Source organism: Bradyrhizobium sp. Kon58 (assembly GCF_055807455.1).
This window is the reverse complement of record NZ_JBVVOT010000001.1, coordinates 232221-249069: the sequence shown is the minus strand read 5'-3', so window position 1 is coordinate 249069 and position 16849 is coordinate 232221. Positions and strand designations below refer to the sequence as shown.

Annotated in this window: 12 protein-coding genes; 3 read left to right on the top strand and 9 right to left on the bottom strand. The window is 64.1% G+C overall.

Annotated elements, in window-relative coordinates; translation table 11 throughout:
- Window positions 1–17 precede the first annotated feature (17 nt).
- The 6 genes from rnd to AC0L20_RS01230 all read right to left on the bottom strand — a co-directional run bounded on the left by rnd (window position 18) and on the right by AC0L20_RS01230 (window position 7748).
- Window positions 18–1169, bottom strand: coding sequence for a ribonuclease D (rnd, locus tag AC0L20_RS01255; RefSeq protein ID WP_027517566.1), 1152 nt, complete (start codon window positions 1167–1169; stop codon window positions 18–20).
- A 917-nt stretch (window positions 1170–2086) separates the two neighbouring features.
- Window positions 2087–3418, bottom strand: a complete 1332-nt coding sequence (locus tag AC0L20_RS01250) for an ABC transporter substrate-binding protein (RefSeq protein WP_473287116.1) — start codon at window positions 3416–3418, stop codon at window positions 2087–2089.
- Between the two features lie 11 nt (window positions 3419–3429).
- Window positions 3430–4299, bottom strand: coding sequence for a carbohydrate ABC transporter permease (locus tag AC0L20_RS01245; protein ID WP_473287115.1), 870 nt, complete (start codon window positions 4297–4299; stop codon window positions 3430–3432).
- Window positions 4296–5246 carry a carbohydrate ABC transporter permease gene (locus AC0L20_RS01240; RefSeq protein WP_473287114.1) on the bottom strand — a complete coding sequence of 317 codons (951 nt, stop codon included), beginning with the start codon at window positions 5244–5246 and terminating at the stop codon, window positions 4296–4298. The genes AC0L20_RS01245 and AC0L20_RS01240 overlap by 4 nt, the downstream gene beginning before the upstream one ends.
- A 1-nt stretch (window position 5247) precedes the next feature.
- Window positions 5248–6099, bottom strand: coding sequence for a phosphodiesterase (locus AC0L20_RS01235; protein WP_473287113.1), 852 nt, complete (start codon window positions 6097–6099; stop codon window positions 5248–5250).
- A 173-nt stretch (window positions 6100–6272) separates the two neighbouring features.
- Window positions 6273–7748, bottom strand: a complete 1476-nt coding sequence (locus tag AC0L20_RS01230) for a protein adenylyltransferase SelO (protein WP_473287112.1) — start codon at window positions 7746–7748, stop codon at window positions 6273–6275.
- Window positions 7749–7944: 196 nt separating this feature from the next.
- Between AC0L20_RS01230 and aspS the strand changes: the two genes are divergently transcribed.
- Window positions 7945–9717, top strand: coding sequence for an aspartate--tRNA ligase (aspS, locus tag AC0L20_RS01225; RefSeq protein WP_456764626.1), 1773 nt, complete (start codon window positions 7945–7947; stop codon window positions 9715–9717).
- 137 nt (window positions 9718–9854) lie between these two features.
- Here aspS and AC0L20_RS01220 read toward each other — a convergent pair whose 3' ends face one another.
- The gene (locus AC0L20_RS01220) at window positions 9855–11825 is read right to left on the bottom strand and encodes a hypothetical protein (RefSeq protein WP_473287111.1); all 1971 of its coding nucleotides are present in this window, start codon (window positions 11823–11825) and stop codon (window positions 9855–9857) included.
- A gap of 245 nt (window positions 11826–12070) precedes the next feature.
- Between AC0L20_RS01220 and AC0L20_RS01215 the strand changes: the two genes are divergently transcribed.
- Window positions 12071–14380 (top strand): NADP-dependent malic enzyme, encoded by a 2310-nt coding sequence (locus tag AC0L20_RS01215; protein ID WP_473287110.1) that lies wholly within the window; start codon window positions 12071–12073, stop codon window positions 14378–14380.
- A gap of 298 nt (window positions 14381–14678) precedes the next feature.
- Window positions 14679–15131, top strand: a complete 453-nt coding sequence (locus tag AC0L20_RS01210; RefSeq protein WP_027569710.1) for a DoxX family protein — start codon at window positions 14679–14681, stop codon at window positions 15129–15131.
- Window positions 15132–15135: 4 nt separating this feature from the next.
- Here the strand turns inward: AC0L20_RS01210 and AC0L20_RS01205 are convergent, their stop codons facing one another.
- Window positions 15136–15696, bottom strand: coding sequence for a dihydrofolate reductase (locus AC0L20_RS01205; RefSeq protein ID WP_473287109.1), 561 nt, complete (start codon window positions 15694–15696; stop codon window positions 15136–15138).
- Between the two features lie 7 nt (window positions 15697–15703).
- Window positions 15704–16729 carry a polysaccharide deacetylase family protein gene (locus tag AC0L20_RS01200; RefSeq protein ID WP_473287108.1) on the bottom strand — a complete coding sequence of 342 codons (1026 nt, stop codon included), beginning with the start codon at window positions 16727–16729 and terminating at the stop codon, window positions 15704–15706.
- Window positions 16730–16849 lie beyond the last annotated feature (120 nt).

Here is a 16849-nt window from a genome sequence, read left to right as displayed (position 1 = left end):
GAGCGAGGGATCGGGGCCTATTCCGCCCGCTGAACCCCGATCACGCGGCCTTTCTCCACCGCCAGCGCCAGCTCGCCGCGCTTCAGTTTCAGTGCGGCCTCGCCGAACAGCTCGCGGCGCCAGCCGCGTAGCGCCGGCACGTCGGCCTCGTCGTCGGCCGCGATCTCCTCGAGATCGTCGACGGTCGCAATCACCTTGCTGGCGACCGCGTGGCGCTCCGCGGTCATGCGCAGCAGCACCTTCAACAGCTCGACGATCGCGGCGCCATTGTTGTTGTTGCGCGGCTTTTCCAGCTTCGGCAGCGTGGCGTGATCCCGCGCCAGCCCGCGCTCGACGGCGGCGACGATGTCGGCGCCCCATTTGGATTTCTCAAAACCCTTCGGCACGGAGCGGAGGTTTGCGAGCTTCTCGATCGTATTCGGCGCGTGGGTTGCGATGTCGCTGACGGCCTCGTCGCGCAGCACGCGGCCGCGCGGCACGTCGCGGCTCTGCGCCTCCTGCTCGCGCCAGGCGGCGACCTCCATCAGAACTGCGAGGTCCTTGGGCTTGCGCACCCGCGTCTTGAGCCGTTCCCAGGCGCGCTCGGGGTGGAAGTCGTAGGTCTTGGGCGAGGTCAGGACCTCCATCTCGATCGAGACCCATTCGCTGCGCCGGCGCTTCTTGAGGTCGGCATCGAGCGCTGCGAAGACGTCGCGCAGATGCGTGACGTCGGACACGGCGTAGTGCATCTGCTCCTTGGTCAGCGGCCGGCGCGACCAGTCAGTGAAGCGATGAGTCTTGTCCGGGCGGTGTCCGGTGACCTTCTCGACCAGCGCGTCGTAGGCGATGCTGTCGCCGTAGCCGAGCACCATGGCCGCGACCTGGGTGTCGAACACCGGGTGCGGAATGATGCCCGCCTGATGCCAGATGATCTCGATGTCCTGACGCGCGGCGTGGAACACCTTCAACACGCCCTCGTTGCCCATCAGCTCGAAGAACGGCTTGAGGTCAATGCCGGCAGCCAGGGTGTCGATGACGATCGCTTCCTCGGCGCTGGCCATCTGCACCACGCACAGCAGCGGGTAGTAGGTGGTCTCGCGCAGGAACTCGGTATCGACGGTAATGACGGGGTGCTTGGCCAGCCGGCTGCAGGCAGCCGCAAGGTCAGCGGTGGTGGTAATCAAATCCATGAACGGCCCATGACAAGTCCATCAGCCGTTCTGCCGAAAGCGCTGTGATGTCAAGGGGCTCGAAGCGAATTCGAGCCTTGCATTTGGGCCGGAATCGCATTTTCCGACGAAAATTCTATTCGTAGCGGACCCGCCGGGAGGGTTTGCGCGCGCAAGGCAGTGCCACCACGACCACGCACATGGCGACCAGCGCCAGCCCCAGGAACTCGAAAACCAACAGATCCACGGCAAAACCCCTCAGAAACATTGCTAAACTTGTCTGGGGTGCGTTGAGGGTCTGTTAATGCTCGTGGTTACCGGCGGGAGGGTGGGCCGGATGGTGGACGGGGGGTTAACGGGGGCTCTGGTGGATCAGTCAGTCGCCCCGGCCAAAGGCTCCGTCGGCGCGTCGACCCACTGAACTTTTTCGGATTTGAACCGGGTGCTCGGGATCGACCTTGAGGCGGTCGCCGATCAGTTTCGTGAGTTCGTCGTGACGTTGACGGTCCTTCGGGCAGGGCGGGGTGGGTTTTGTGGGGACTCTTTCCCTGCCGATAGGTACTGTCCCACCGCAGCCAGATCTCCCAATCTTCCAGCACCAACGAAAGCAAATCCGGATCGATAGGGCTCAGCAGGAAGCGCGACGAGTAGTCGTCTCTCTCCGCGTCGAACTGCCTTTCGTAGACGTGCGGCTTTCCCAGATAGTCAGCAACGCCGAGTTCTGGCCCGTCGTAATATTTGTTGACGGTGTGGACGCGGTCCCAGATGTCTGTGCTCATCATGCCAGCATGGCAGGATCGATCGCATACCTCCAGTGTGCTGCGGAGAGGTGGCCTAGGCCTGACCGCCATTCTGTCGGCCAAGATGGTCTTTCAAGAAACGACTGCGGCGCCCCGCATGACGGAGCGCCGAGGCTTGTCGTGCCGATGTTGCCCGCCTTACGGCAGCTTCAGCGAGGTCTCCGCGTTGTACGGCTTGAGCGTCTCGTCGGCGGCCTTCTGGGCGGCGACGAGAGCCTCCTTCGGCTGCTTCTTGCCGTTGAGAACCAGCATCACCTCGTCCTCCAGCGTCTTGCGCACCGGCACGGTCTTGTAGGTCGCAAACCACGGCTTTGCGACGTCGAGCTGCTCGACGGCGGTCTTGGCGTCCGGGTTCTTGTTGAGGAATTCCACCATGTCAGGTGTCTTGTAGGCGGCCATGTTGGGGGCGAAATAGCCGGTGGCGCGGCTCCACCAGCCGCTCTTCTCGGGCGAGGTCATCCACTTGATCAGCGTCCAGGCGGCCTTCTGCTTGTCGGCTTCCTGGCCCGCCGGAACGATCAGCGAGGCGCCGCCGATCGGCACGGCGTTGCGGACGTTGCGCGGGATGAACGCGACCTTGTAGGCGAACTTGGCGTTGTCGCGCACATAGGTGAGCGAGCCCGTCGAAAGCATCATCATCGCGGCGTTGCCCGAGATGAAGGAGGTGCTGACGGCAGGACCAGGCGTGGCGCCGGGCGCGTGGACCTTGTGCTTATAGACGAGGTCGTTCCACCAGGTCAGCGCGCCCAGCATCGAGGGCGTGTCGTAATAGACCTCGCCGCCGAACTCCTCGTTGTAGTAGCGCCCGCCATTGCTCATGGTGAGCGTTTCCATCATCCAGCCGCAATAGTCGTAGGCGCAGGGGATCGCGATGCCCCATTGGGTCACCTTGTCGCCCTCGCGCTTGGTGAGCTTCTTGGCCCAGTCGGTCAATTCGGCCCAGGTCTGCGGCGGCTTGCTCGGATCGAGGCCCGCTTCCTTGGCCTTGTCGGCGTTGATGTAGAGCAGCGGCGTCGAGTTATGGAATGGCACGCCATAGACCGAGCGGTTGATCACCGCGTTGCCCTGCAGCGCCGAAAAGAACTGGCCCAGAAACTGCTCCTTGGTGGCGCCGTCGGCGGCGATCAGGGGATCGAGGTTTGTGAGCTCGTTCTCGATCTGCATATCGAGCAGGAAGTTTGCCGACATGATCACGGCAGCCGGCGGCTTGCCGGCCTTGATCGAGGCGCGCGTCTTGATCAGCGTGTCGTCATAGGAGCCGGTGTAGACCGCGGTCGCCTTGATCGCGGGATGGGTCTCGTTGAATTCCTTGATCAGGGTGCCCATGTCGCGGGCGAGCTTGCCGTCGACGGGAACGGGGAAGAACAGGTCGATCTCGGTCGGGCCTTCGGCCAGCGCCGGGAAGGTGAGGGCGCTTGCCAAAGTGCCTGCAATGGCAAGGCCAAGCATGAGCCTGCGGGAAAACAGCATCGAGAAATCTCCTATTTGATGCCTGAGGTGACGAAAGAGCTGATGAAGCGTTTCTGGAAGATCAGGAAGGTGATGAGCAGCGGTGCGATCACCATCAGCGTGCCGGCGGCGATGGTGCCCCAGGCCTGCGTGCCTTCGGCGGTCGCGGTGAACACCGAGAGCCCGACCGTGAGCGGCCGCTTGTCCGGCGAGTTGATCACCATCAGAGGCCACAGGAAGTCGTTCCAGTGGCTGGTGACCGAGATGATCGCGAAGGCGGAAAAGCTCGGCATCGACAGCGGCACGTAGATGTGGCGGATGCGCTGGAGCAGGCTGGCGCCGTCGATCAGGGCAGCGTCTTCCAGCTCGGTCGGGATAGCCTCGAACGCCTGGCGCATCAGGAAGGTGCCGAAGGCGGAAGCGAAGAACGGCATCATCACGCCGGTGAGCGTGTCGTACAGGCCGAGCTGCGCCACGAGGCTCAAATTGGGTACGATCAGCAGCACCGGCACCAGCATCAGCTGCATCAGGAACAGATAGAAGATCAGCGATTTTCCGGCGAAGTCGAGCCGCGCAAAGGCAAAACCGGCCAACGTGATCGTGAAGACCTGCACCAGCAGAATGCCAGTGCAGATGATGATGGTGTTGAGGGTGTAACGCGGGAAATCGCCGATTTCCCAGGCATCCCTGATATTGTCGAGCGTCGGCTTCAGGCTCGGCATCAGCTCGGCCATCAGATTGATGCTGTCGGATGCCGGGCGCAGCGTCGCCACCCCCATCCACAGGAACGGGATCAGCCAGATGATTGCCAGCAGTACGGTCAGCAAGAAGCCGAGCTTTGGCGTGATCTCGCGCCGCGTGGCGAGTGGGACGTCCTTGAGCAGCCAGTCGATCAGCCTCATCGCCCGCCCTCCCGGTTCGCCATGGTGCGGAATGAGAGCGCGGTGAGGCCCATCAGCGCCGCAAGCGTCAGCAGTGTCGCTGCCGAGGCCTTGCCGATGTCGTAATGCTCGACCGCCTGCTGGTAGATGTAGAACAGCACGAGATTGGTCGCGTTGGACGGCCCGCCCTTGGTCATGACGAAGACGTGGTCGACCTGCGTGACCGCGTTGAGCGTGGCGATGACCGTGACGAACAGGAAGGTGGGCTTGAGTTCCGGCAGGATGATGTGGCGCAGTCGCTGGTACGGTCCGGCGCCGTCCAGATGTGCGGCTTCCATGACATCTCCCGGCACCGCCTGGAGGCCGGCCAGGAAGAACAGCATGTAGTAGCCGGCGTTCTTCCAGATCGTGATGACCATGATCGCATAAAGCGCGATATCGGAATCGCCGAGCCAGTTCGGCAGCACCGGAAGCAGGCCGCCGATGTAATAGTCGAGCAGCCCGACATTGGGCAGGAAGATGAACAGGAAGAGCGCGGAGGCCGCGACCATCGGGATCAGCACCGGCAGGAATAGCGCGGCGCGCAGCGCGCTGGTCACGGCATTGGTGCGCGACAGCGCCAGCGCGAACAGCAATGCGAGGGCGATGCTCGGGACCGCGGTGCCGACGGCATAGACGAGATTGTTGACGACTGCGCCGGTGAAGGCGGAGTCCGCAAGCACCGCTGCGATGTTATCGAGACCGACGAAACGGACCGGAGCCCTGGGCGTGGCGCGCTGATAGAGCGCGTCGACGAGGACGCGGCCCATCGCACCATAGGTGAACAGCGCGAGGAAGACGAGCGAGGGCAGCAGCAGCAGATAGGCCGGCAGCGAGGTTTTGAAGCGGTGAGAAAACCGATTCAGGATATGCAGGCGCGGCGGCGCCGAGGCCGCGACCGGGAGAGCCGCGGGTTCTGCGAAGCTCATCTCATCGCGCCGGGAAATTAAGCGCATAGTCGCGGCCGTCCACTCCCGCCGGTGGCTCGAAGGGAAAACGCAGACTGGTGTCGAGGAAGTCGTGGCTGTGCACGACCAGGTTCTCGCCGTCGATCAGCGCCACGCCGTAGGCTGGCGGCTCATGGCTGGCGAGATGCTCGGCCGCGGCAGCGTCGAGCTCGAACCAGACCTGGTGGTTGGTGCCGCGGAGCGTCGAGAACGGGATGTTGCCGTAGCTGCCGAAGATCGGCCGGTGCACATGGCCGAAGAAGAGGTGGCGGATGCGCGACCGGTAGGGCGCGATCACCTTTGCGAACTCCGCGCTTTGCTTCAACGCGATCTCGTCCATGACGTGCACGCCGACCGGGAACGGCGGATGATGCATGAACACGACGAACGGCATGTCCGCCGGCGCGGCTGCCAGCGTGCTTGCGAGCCACCCCAGGCGCTTGGCACACATCTCGCCGGCATGGCTGGTCTCGTCCAACGTGTCGAGGAAGACGAACAGCCCGTGCTCGGTGGTGCGGGTGCCTTGCACGAAGCCGTTGGGATCGCGCGGGGCCGCCTTCAGACTATCGAGGCAGGTGACGCGGCGGTCGTGATTGCCGACCATGGCGATGTAGGGGATTTTCAGCGCCGCCATTGCGTCGGCGAAGTTGGCGTAGGATTCAGGCTCGCCCCAATGGGTGAGGTCGCCGGTCACGACCGCGAAGGCCGCATCCACGTGATGCTTGTTGACGTCGGCAATCGCAGCGTCCAGCCGGGCGCGCGGGTCGAGGCCATACAGCTTCAGCCCGGGGTTCGCGAGATGCGTGTCGGTGATGTGGATGAATTTGAAGGGCATGGCGCGCTTGTCAGGACCGTTGGAGGATGGGCGCCTCCGGCAAGACAGCCCTGACAGGCCGTTAGAGCGCGAGTGTTTCAGTTTGATGACAGCGGTTCCGGTGGCGCCAGGCGTCCACAAGCTCGCCTCGGTACGCCTTCGGCTCTAATCCACGCTACGCACCGAGTTCGTCGCTACGTCCCGCAGAACGTCTGCAGCACCCGCTGGTCCGGCAGCGGGGGATCGGCGTAGGCGGCGTAGTCCGGCTGGTCCTCGAACGGCTTTGCCAGCACCTTCACCAATTCCTCGAACGGCGCGTAGTTGTCATCGTTGACTGCGGCCTGGATCACGGCCTCGATGCGGTGGTTGCGCGGGATGAAGATCGGGTTAACGGCGTGCATGGCGGCTTGCCGTTCGGCTGCGGTTTGCGGCTCAAGCGCCGTGCGCTCGTGCCAGCGCCTGGCCCACTCGTCGAAGGCGGCGGGGTCCATGAACTGGGCGCGTGCATCGTCGGCAGCTGGATCGCCAGCTGCGTCACCGAGCTTGCGGAAGGTGAGGGTGAAGTCGGCCTGGTTCTTCGCCATGGCGTCGAGCAGGTCCTGGATCAGCGCGTCGTCGCCGTCGCGCTCCGTGAACAGGCCGACCTTCTTGCGCAGGCCCGCCTGATAGGCGTCGCTGAACGTCTCGGAGAAGGCGCCGAGAATGTCCTGGGCTTCGGCGATCGCCTTTTCCTGATCGTCGGAGAACAGCGGCAGCAGGCATTCGGCCAGTCGGGTCAGATTCCACAGCGCGATGCGCGGCTGGTTGGCATAAGCGTAGCGGCCCATCTCGTCGATCGAGGAAAACACCTGCGACGGATTGTAGGAATCCATGAAGGCGCACGGACCATAATCGATGGTCTCGCCTGATATCGATGAGTTGTCGGTGTTCATCACGCCGTGGATGAAGCCGACCAGCAGCCAGCGTGCGACCAGATTGGCCTGGCGCGCGACGACGCCACCGAGCAGCGCGTGATAGGGCCGCTCGGCGCCGAGCAGCTCCGGATAGTGCCTCGCGATGACATGGTCGGCGAGCCGGCGAATGGCGTCGGTGTCGCGGCGGACGGCGAAGAACTGGAAGGTACCGACGCGGATGTGGCTCGAGGCAACACGGGTCAGCACCGCGCCGGGCAGCGCGGTTTCGCGGATGACGTGCTCGCCGGTGACGACGGCAGCGAGTGAGCGCGTTGTCGGAATGCCGAGCGCGAACATCGCCTCGCTGACGATGTATTCGCGCAGCACCGGCCCGAGCGCGGCACGGCCGTCGCCGCGGCGGGAGAACGGGGTGGGTCCCGAGCCCTTGAGCTGAATGTCGCGGCGGATGCCATCCTTGTCGATGACTTCGCCGAGCAGCACCGCCCGTCCGTCGCCGAGCTGCGGCACGAAATTCCCGAACTGGTGGCCGGCATAGGCCATGGCGATCGGATCGGCTCCGACGGGAACCGTCTTGCCGGCCAGGATTTCGGCGCCCTCAGGGGTCTCCAGCACATCTGGATCGAGCCCGAGCTGGACCGCCAGCGGCCGGTTCAGCTTGATGAGCCGGGGCGCCGCCACCGGCGTCGGTGCGACACGGGCGAAAAAGCTGTCCGGCAGCGCCGAATAGGAGTTCTGGAACGGAAAATGGACTGTCATGGCCTCAAGATAGGCGTGGAACGCCTGATGGCAAAGGCTTGAGCCCGGATTGAGCAAAAATGGGCACTTCCGGCCGAAAACGGGCCGTTCCCTTGGTTGCCGCCCCGGGCCTCGTCGGGTAAACCCTGCCGAACTTTTGGATAGGCCATTTTGGCCTACTCGATTCGACCCCTCCGACATTGATTTTGGAACGACCATGCATCGCTACCGGTCACATACATGCGGCGCGCTCCGCGAGAGCAACATCGGCGAGACGGTCCGCCTTTCAGGCTGGGTCCATCGCGTTCGCGACCACGGCGGCGTGCTGTTCATCGACCTGCGCGACCATTACGGCCTGACCCAGTGCGTGGTCGATCCGGACTCGCCGGCGTTTTCGCAAGCCGAGAAGCTGCGCTCGGAATTCGTGGTCAAGATGGACGGCAAGGTCCGCCGCCGCCCCGAAGGCACCGACAATGACGATTTGCCGACCGGCAAGATCGAGATCTATGTCAGCGAGATCGAGGTGCTGGGACCTGCCGGCGATCTGCCGCTGCCGGTGTTCGGCGACCAGGAATATCCCGAGGACATCCGCCTGAAGTACCGCTTCCTCGACCTGCGTCGCGAGAAGCTGCACCAGAACATCATGACGCGCGTCGAGATCATCAAGTCGATGCGAAGGCGGATGGAGGGGCAGGGCTTCTTCGAGTTCAACACGCCGATCCTGACCGCGTCCTCGCCGGAGGGCGCGCGCGACTTCCTGGTGCCGTCGCGCATCCATCCCGGCAAGTTCTATGCGCTGCCGCAGGCGCCGCAGCAGTACAAGCAGCTGTTGATGATGTCGGGCTTCGATCGTTACTTCCAGATCGCGCCCTGCTTCCGCGACGAGGACCCGCGCGCGGATCGTCTGCCGGGCGAGTTCTACCAGCTCGACGTCGAGATGAGCTTTGTCACGCAGGAAGACGTCTTCGCCGCGATGGAGCCCGTCATCACCGGCGTGTTCGAAGAGTTTGCCAAGGGTAAGCCGGTGACCAAGGGCTGGCGCCGGATTCCGTTCGCGGAAGCCTTGCGCAAATACGGCTCCGACAAGCCGGACCTGCGCAACCCGATCGAGATGCAGGATGTGTCCGAACACTTCCGCGGCTCCGGCTTCAAGGTGTTCGCGCGCATGCTCGAAGATCCGAAGAACCAGGTCTGGGCGATCCCGGCGCCGGGCGGCGGCTCGCGCGCCTTCTGCGACCGCATGAATTCATGGGCGCAGGGCGAGGGACAGCCGGGCCTTGGCTACATCATGTGGCGCGAGGGCGGCGAAGGTGCCGGTCCGCTCGCCAACAACATCGGTGCTGAGCGCACCGCCGCGATCCGCGCCCAGATCGGCGTGAAGGAAGGCGATGCCGCGTTCTTCGTTGCCGGCGATCCCGACAAGTTCTGGAAGTTCTCAGGGTTGGCCCGCAACAAGGTCGGCGAGGAGTTGAACCTCACCGACAAGGAGCGGTTCGAGCTCGCCTGGATCGTTGACTTCCCGATGTACGAGTACAACGAGGAAGACAAGAAGGTCGACTTCTCGCACAACCCGTTCTCGATGCCGCAGGGCGGTCTCGATGCCTTGAAGGGCCAGGACCCGTTGACCATCAAGGCGTTCCAGTACGATATCACCTGCAACGGTTACGAGATCGCCTCGGGCGGAATCCGCAACCATGTGCCGGAAGCAATGGTGAAGGCGTTCGAGATCGCCGGCTATGGCGAGCAGGAAGTCGTCGATCGCTTCGGCGGCATGTACCGCGCCTTCCAGTATGGCGCCCCGCCGCATGGCGGCATGGCCGCCGGCGTCGACCGCATCGTCATGCTCTTGTGCGGCACCAACAATCTGCGCGAGATCTCGCTATTCCCGATGAACCAGCAGGCCATGGACCTCCTGATGGGCGCGCCGTCGGAGCCCAGCACCAAGCAGCTCCGCGAGCTGCATGTGAAGGTGAATCTGCCGCAGAAGTGAGGCTGTCTCCACATCGTCATTGCGAGCGTAGCGAAGCAATCCAGAATCTTTCCGCGGAGGGATCCTGGATTGCTTCGCTGCGCTCGCAATGACGGGGAGGGATTTCGCTACTCCACTGCCATCCTCCGCGCAGCGCCTTACAGCCCCGTCGACGCCTCGATCCTGAACTGCGCAAGCGCGCTCTGTGGGTCGGTTTGCAAGAGCTGCATCAATTGCATCAGCGGGGCCTTGGCGCGCGGCGACAGCTTGATGGAAAGCGTCTGGCCCGGCGTCTCGACAAAGCGGGCGATCGCGTCCACGGCCGCGTTCGCATCCGGATTGGCGGAAGCAACTTGCTCCCGTTTAGCTTTGATGCTCTCGACGAGCGCCTGGCGTGCGGTATCGCGGCTGACATTCTGCATGCGCGCGAACTGTGCCGCGACGAGATCGACGACGCCGCTGTCGCGCAATGAGAATTCGAGCGTGCCCGCCTCGATCCGGGCCGCCGGGCCCATGAGCTGGGCCGGATCGGCCGAAAACACCTCGCGTGGTACGTTGCCGAGCGCGATATGCAATTGCGCTCTTGCGACCCCTCCGATGTCGAGGGTCGCTGGCGTCAGAGCGAAGCCTTTTGACGATTCTGTCCAGACAGCGCCGAGATCGAGGTCGATCGCGAGCTTGTCTAAGCCGGCGGCTAGCAATGGAAGCTGCTTCGGATCGGAAGGATCTGTGGGCGTGACAAATTTGGCAACCACATGCGCCTTGCTCGGGATCGAGCCGACCATCTGCCCCCAGTCCAGGCTCAATGTGTCGATCATGACCAGCTTCTTGGTGGTCTTGTACGGCGCAGACACGCCCTTGATCTCCGCGCCTGAGAGCACGCCGAACAGGCCCAGCATCTGAGCCGGCGAGGGCGGCTGTCCGGGATGGGTGAGGCTCGCCGCCCACCGCATAAGGTTCGTGATGCTGAACGATTTGAGTGCGAAGCGCTCCATCTTGATTTGCCCTTGTGGCGTCGGCGCATCGAGGCCTTCGAGCGCGAACTCGCCCTCTTGGTATCTGATGGACCTAAGCCGGGGCGTCCCTTGCGGGGTCGTCATCGACATGGTGCCGATCTCGATCTTGCCGACGCGAAGGCCTTCATAGAACCCGGCGAGCTTTTCCATGATCTCGCGCGATTGCGCCGGCGTCGGCGGGGCCGAGCTGTCCGCGGGCAGCAGCGCCAGGATCTCGGCGGGCCGGAATTTCGATGGTTGCACCGCGATGTCGGTGATGGCGATCCCGTCGACCTGCATTCGGATGCCGAGCGTCGAGGTCACGACATAAGTGCCGCTGGACATCTGCCCGTAGATACGATGATAACTGTCGTCGTCGGCCTTCTGGGGATCGAGCGCAGCGGCGATCGCAGTCGAATCGAAATCATTGATGATGATGTCGGACACCTCGCCGGTCAGCTTGTCCGCCTTGCCCGGCTGCGGCACGTTGATCGTGAAACTGGCGCGCTCCGCCTTGATCGCGGCGATCTTGCCTTGGCCGAGCTTCTGGATCGCGAGGCCCGAATAGACGACCTCGCCACTGCCTCCGGCGCTTTTGCCCGCATCGAAGGCGACTGCGAGGGTTGGCGCTATCACGGAAGAAGCCGTCACGTTTGCGTACTGGTCGAGCACGAAACGGTACATGTCGAACAGGGAGCCTGACGCCGGCGCGTTCTGAGCATGAATGGGACCGACGTAATCCCGCATGGTCAACTGCGGGACCTTGTAGGAGACTTTCAGCTTCCCGGGGCCGACCTCGTCGAGCGCGATCTCGAAGCCCGAGACATCGATGCTGTCGGCCGCGAAGCGTGTCTCCTCGACCTGGCGGATGCCCACGCCCTTGATGGCGGCGATCTTGACATGCGCCTGTGGCTGGTCGGCGGGCTCAACCGCGATATCCTCGATCGTCAACGTCCGACTCGTCAAATCGAACGCCACCTTGCCGTGGCTCGCCTTGCCGCCGCTGGAGCGCATGTGCGCGAAGGCCGCCTCGATCTCGGCGGTGACGCGATGTTTTGCGTAGAAGCTGAAGCCGAACCATCCGCCCGCGGCCACCACGGCCGCGACGATCAGGCCGATCAGGATTCGCTTCATTCCCAGCTCCAGTTGCTCGCGTTGCAGGACGCAACCTGCCATATTCGCAAAGCAACGCGCGGTCCAGGGAAAGTGAGCGCTATCAGATATTTGACCGCGCGCGCTGTTGATGGGGCCGCAATCGGATGTTGCCACCGGGGCGCCCGGCGTGCTTCATCCCGTTTCCATGACCCGGAAATACCACCCGAAGGCGGGCCGGTCAGGACAACGTAGTTTGAGGCCGGTAACGCGAGGCGAGACACCGCATGTCGTCTTATTCCGATGATCTCCACCAGGCGGCGCTGGCCTATCACCGGCTGCCGCGCCCCGGAAAGCTCGAGATCCAGGCGAGCAAGCCGCTTGCCAACCAGCGCGACCTCGCGCTGGCCTATTCGCCGGGCGTCGCCGCCGCCTGCCTGGAGATCGCCAAGAACCCGGCGGAAGCGGCGACGCTGACGATCCGCTCCAATCTGGTCGCCGTGGTTTCGAACGGCACCGCCGTGCTCGGCCTCGGCAATATCGGTCCGCTGGCCTCGAAGCCGGTGATGGAGGGCAAGGCGGTCCTGTTCAAGAAATTCGCCGGCATCGACGTGTTCGACATCGAGATCGCGGCCGACACCATCGAGCGCGTGGTCGAGACCGTGGCCGCGCTCGAGCCGACCTTCGGCGGCATCAATCTGGAAGACATCCGCGGACCGGAATGCTTCGAGATCGAGGCGCAGCTGAAAGAGCGCATGAAGATCCCGGTCTTCCATGACGACCAGCACGGCACCGCGATCATCGTTGCCGCCGCCGTCACCAACGCCCTGCGACTCAACGGCAAGAAGCTCTCCGACGTGAAGATCGTAGCATCGGGGGCAGGGGCCGCGGCGATCGCGACCCTGAACCTGCTGGTGTCGATGGGCGCGCAGCGCAAGAACATCTGGGTCTGCGACATCGACGGCCTTGTTCACGAAGGCCGCAACACCACGATGGACCGCTGGAAGGCGGTCTATGCGCAGAAGACCGACAAGCGCACGCTTGGCGACGTCATCGGCGGCGCCGACATCTTCATCGGCCTGTCGGCACCGGGCGTGCTCAAGCCCGAGATGGCCAAGGCGATGGGTGACAAGCCGCTTATCATGGCGCTCGCCAATCCGACGCCGGAGATCATGCCGGAGGAGGCGCGCAAGGTGCGCCCCGACGCCATGATCTGCACCGGCCGCTCCGACTTTCCGAACCAGGTCAACAACGTCCTCTGCTTCCCCTTCATCTTCCGCGGCGCGCTCGACGTCGGCGCCAGCGCGATCAACGAGGAGATGAAGCTCGCCGCCGTCGAGGCCATCGCGCAGCTCGCGCGCGAGGCGCCGTCGGATGCGGTCGCGCAGGGCTTCGACACCGGCGAGACGCAAGGTTTCGGCCCGGGCTCGCTGATCCCGTCTCCGTTTGATCCGCGGTTGATTTTGCGAATCTCGCCGGCGGTCGCCAAGGCTGCGATGGATTCCGGCGTCGCGACCCGGCCCATCACCAATTTCGACGAGTACACCGCGCTGCTCGAGCGCTTTGCCTTCCGCTCCGGCCTCGTCATGAAACCGATGTTCGCGAAGGCCAAGACCCAACCGGTGCGTGTGATCTACGCCGAAGGCGAGGACGAGCGGGTGCTGCGTGCCACCCAGGTGGTGCTGGAAGAGAAGCTGGCGACGCCGATCCTGGTCGGACGTCCGTCGGTGGTCGAGGCCCGCATCGAGCGCTTCGGCCTGTCGATCAAGGCCGGCAGGGACTTCGATCTCGTCAATCCCGAGGACGATCCGCGCTACCGCTCCTACGTGCAGTCCTATGTCGAGGTCGCCGGCCGCCGCGGCGTGACGCCGGATGCGGCGCGCACGGTGGTGCGCACCAACAACACCGTCATCGCGGCGCTCGCGGTGGTGCGCGGAGAGGCGGACGCCATGCTCTGCGGCGTCGAAGGCCGCTACATGAGCCATCTTCGCCATGTCCGCGAGATCGTCGGGTTCACGCCGGGGATCAGCGACTACGCGGCGCTGGCCCTGCTGATCACGAGCAAGGGCGCCTTCTTCATCGCCGACACCCAGGTGCGGCCCAATCCGAGCGCCGAAGAGCTCGCCGAGATAGCCTCGCTCGCGGCGGTCCACGTCCAGCGCTTCAACATCAAGCCGAAGATTGCCTTCGTCTCGCATTCGGATTTCGGCAGCTACGACACGGAATCCTCGCGCAAGATGCGCCGGGCGACCCAGCTCCTGAAGGAGAAGCATCCGGAGCTCGAGGCTGACGGTGAGATGCAGGGCGACACCGCGCTCTCGGCCGCGGCGCGCAAAATGGTGCTGCCGCACTCCAACCTCGAGGGCGAAGCCAACATCATGATCATGCCAAGCCTCGACACGGCCAACGTCGCCTATCAGATGATCAAGTCGCTGGCGGACGCGCTGCCCGTCGGTCCGATCCTGATCGGGCCGGCGCGTCCAGCCCACATCCTCACCCCGTCCGTGACGGCGCGAGGCATCCTCAACATGACCGCGGTGGCTGTGGTGGAAGCGCAGGAGCGCGCGTCGCGGCAGCAGCCGACGTTGTTTACGTAGGGGGGCTCTTCACCTCGCCCCGCTTGCGGGGAGAGGTCGAATTCGCGCGCAGCTCGAATTCGGGTGAGGGGGACTCTCCGCGAGTCCAACTTTCGCCGTCCCCGCCGAGGCTCCCCCTCACTCCAACCCTCTCCCCGCAAGCGAGGCGAGGGAGCGCACTTGCCGCGCGTCGGCACTTCGATGCTTTCAAAACGACTTTCGCCATTTCCCCGTTTGTAAACCGGCGAATGACTCTCCATAATCCTTCAGTGCTTTCGTCAAAATCCGGTTTCAAAAAGCCTGAGCAAAGAGGCCGATCATGCCAGCGTTCGTGACTTTCGGGCGGATCCTGTTCGCCGTGCTGTTCATCTACACAGGCGCGGCAAGACTGTTTGCCATGCAGGCGACCGTTGATTTCATCGCCGCCAAGGTCGTGGTGCCCGACATGATCGCGCCTTACGCCAAGCAGGTCGAGACGGCGACGGCCATGACGACGCCGCAACTGCTGGCGATCGCGGTCGGCGTGCTCGAGATCATCGCAGGCGTGATGATCGCGCTGAATTTCGGCGCGCGCTTCTTCGCGATGCTGATGATCATCTATGTCGCGGTCGCGACCTTCCTGTTCTACGATTTCTGGAACCAGGTGCCGCCTGACAACGGCAAGATGCTGGTCGACGCGCTCAAGAACCTGTCGATTATCGGCGCGCTGTTCATGATCATGGGTTACGGTCGCGCCACGCGTCCGGCTGAGGCAGCCTACGGGGACGTGTAAGGGTTCAAACCACCTGCGTCCTGCGCCACGGCGTCACTGTCACCCCATGCGCGGCGTCGAGCAGATACGGCCCGCCTGGTTTCATCCCGTGTGAGGCCAGCACCTCCTGAGGCGTACGCCCCGGTACTTCGACAAAACAGCCCTCGCCGCCGGGCAGCCGCAGATGCGGGGCTTCCGACAGCCAGAACGTGTCGTAGCGATCCATGAACATGTCGAACACGACGGGGCCGCCGATGATCGCGACGGTGCCGGAAGCGACATCGGCGAACGCGCAGGCGTCTTCGAAGCTGGCGTGGTCCGGATTCCACAAGGTCGCGTTCGGCATTTCGGGATCGACGGTCAGCGCCTTGATCTTGCGGGTCAGGATCAGGCGCTTGCGCTTGGGTGAATTCGGCTGCTGCTCGTGCGAGTGACGGCCGTGCACGATCAGCGCAGCGCGATCGAGCGCCTGCTCGAAGAACAGCTTGTCGCCTTCGAACTTCAGGCTGTCGGGCATGACATGCGCCGCGTCGGCGAGCATGCCGTCCGCGGAGACGATGACGTAGCCTTCGATGCGAAAGGACAAGGCGCGGCTATTCGGAAACCGTCGTCACGACGCTGTTGACCGGCCGGGTGCTCACCGTCGGCAGCTTGACGTCCTTGAGCAGCTCCTGGTCGTATTCCGGCAGCGTAGAGGCCGGGAACTTGGCGCGCATCGCCACAACCTTGTAGCCGCCGGCCTTCAGGCGCTTGAGCAACTCGGGCAGGGCCTCCGCGGTGTGCTTCTGGAAGTCGTGCATCAGGATGATGCCCTTGCCTTTGCTGTCCAGCTTCTTCATGACGGTCTCGACCACCTTCTCGGGCTTCGAGGCCTTGAAGTCGAAGGAGTCGATGTCGCAGGAGAAGATCGCCGTGTTGCGGTTGCCGAGATAGGTGACCATCTCCGGCGGATGCTGGAGCGCCGGGAAGCGGAAGAACGGCGAGGGCGAGATGCCGCCGAGCGCCCATTTCACTGCGGAAAGGCCCTTCTCGATCTCTTCCTTGCGCTGCGCTTCCGTGAGCTTCTTGTTGTTGAGGTTGGCGTGCGACCAGGTGTGGGTGCCCACGGTATGGCCCGCCGCGTAGACCTGCTTGAGAATCTCCGGCTCGTAGGTCGCGTGCTTGCCGATGGAGAAGAAGATGCCGGTGGTGCACTCGTCGGCGAGCGCCTTCAGCACCGCGGGCGTGTTCTTGGGCCAGGGGCCGTCGTCGAAGGTCAGCACGACCTCCTTGTCGCGCAGGAAGTCGAGCTCCTTGAAATGCTCGAAGCCGAAGCCGGGACCGCCCGTGGTGTCGATCTCGACGGTGCGGGCGACCCCGAGCGCGCCCGGCGTGTTGCAAGCCGCGCGCGCGGGCTGCGGCGCCTGTTTAGGCGGGGGAGGATTGACGAAGCCCGCCGGCGCGGCGGCTGCTGGTGGAGCGGGTGCCGGAGCCGCAGCGGGCGCAACTGCAGCCGGTGTTGCCGCCGGTGCGGCCTGCGTCGCGGCAGCGGGCTTTGCAGCCGGGGTCTGCGACCATGCCGCGCCCGTCATCGCCAGAGACATCGCGCTTGCCAAAATCAGTCCTGCCGCCACACGCATGGTGTTGTCCTCGAGATTGATCCCGTTGTTCCGCCGCGGCTTTTCGCCTCCGGCAAAACCATCCTGCCCCTAACGATCCTAGCCTAGATGGTGGGCCCTCGCCATTGCAACGGCTGTTTG

What these genes read in the sequence shown, in the direction of transcription:
- AC0L20_RS01235 (WP_473287113.1), bottom strand. Translation starts at nt 6,099, where the DNA reads ATGCCCTTCAAATTCATCCACATCACCGACACGCATCTCGCGAACCCC.
- AC0L20_RS01250 (WP_473287116.1), bottom strand. Translation starts at nt 3,418, where the DNA reads ATGCTGTTTTCCCGCAGGCTCATGCTTGGCCTTGCCATTGCAGGCACT.
- AC0L20_RS01200 (WP_473287108.1), bottom strand. Translation starts at nt 16,729, where the DNA reads ATGCGTGTGGCGGCAGGACTGATTTTGGCAAGCGCGATGTCTCTGGCG.
- aspS (WP_456764626.1), top strand. Translation starts at nt 7,945, where the DNA reads ATGCATCGCTACCGGTCACATACATGCGGCGCGCTCCGCGAGAGCAAC.
- AC0L20_RS01215 (WP_473287110.1), top strand. Translation starts at nt 12,071, where the DNA reads ATGTCGTCTTATTCCGATGATCTCCACCAGGCGGCGCTGGCCTATCAC.
- AC0L20_RS01220 (WP_473287111.1), bottom strand. Translation starts at nt 11,825, where the DNA reads ATGAAGCGAATCCTGATCGGCCTGATCGTCGCGGCCGTGGTGGCCGCG.
- AC0L20_RS01210 (WP_027569710.1), top strand. Translation starts at nt 14,679, where the DNA reads ATGCCAGCGTTCGTGACTTTCGGGCGGATCCTGTTCGCCGTGCTGTTC.
- rnd (WP_027517566.1), bottom strand. Translation starts at nt 1,169, where the DNA reads ATGGATTTGATTACCACCACCGCTGACCTTGCGGCTGCCTGCAGCCGG.
- AC0L20_RS01240 (WP_473287114.1), bottom strand. Translation starts at nt 5,246, where the DNA reads ATGAGCTTCGCAGAACCCGCGGCTCTCCCGGTCGCGGCCTCGGCGCCG.
- AC0L20_RS01230 (WP_473287112.1), bottom strand. Translation starts at nt 7,748, where the DNA reads ATGACAGTCCATTTTCCGTTCCAGAACTCCTATTCGGCGCTGCCGGAC.
- AC0L20_RS01245 (WP_473287115.1), bottom strand. Translation starts at nt 4,299, where the DNA reads ATGAGGCTGATCGACTGGCTGCTCAAGGACGTCCCACTCGCCACGCGG.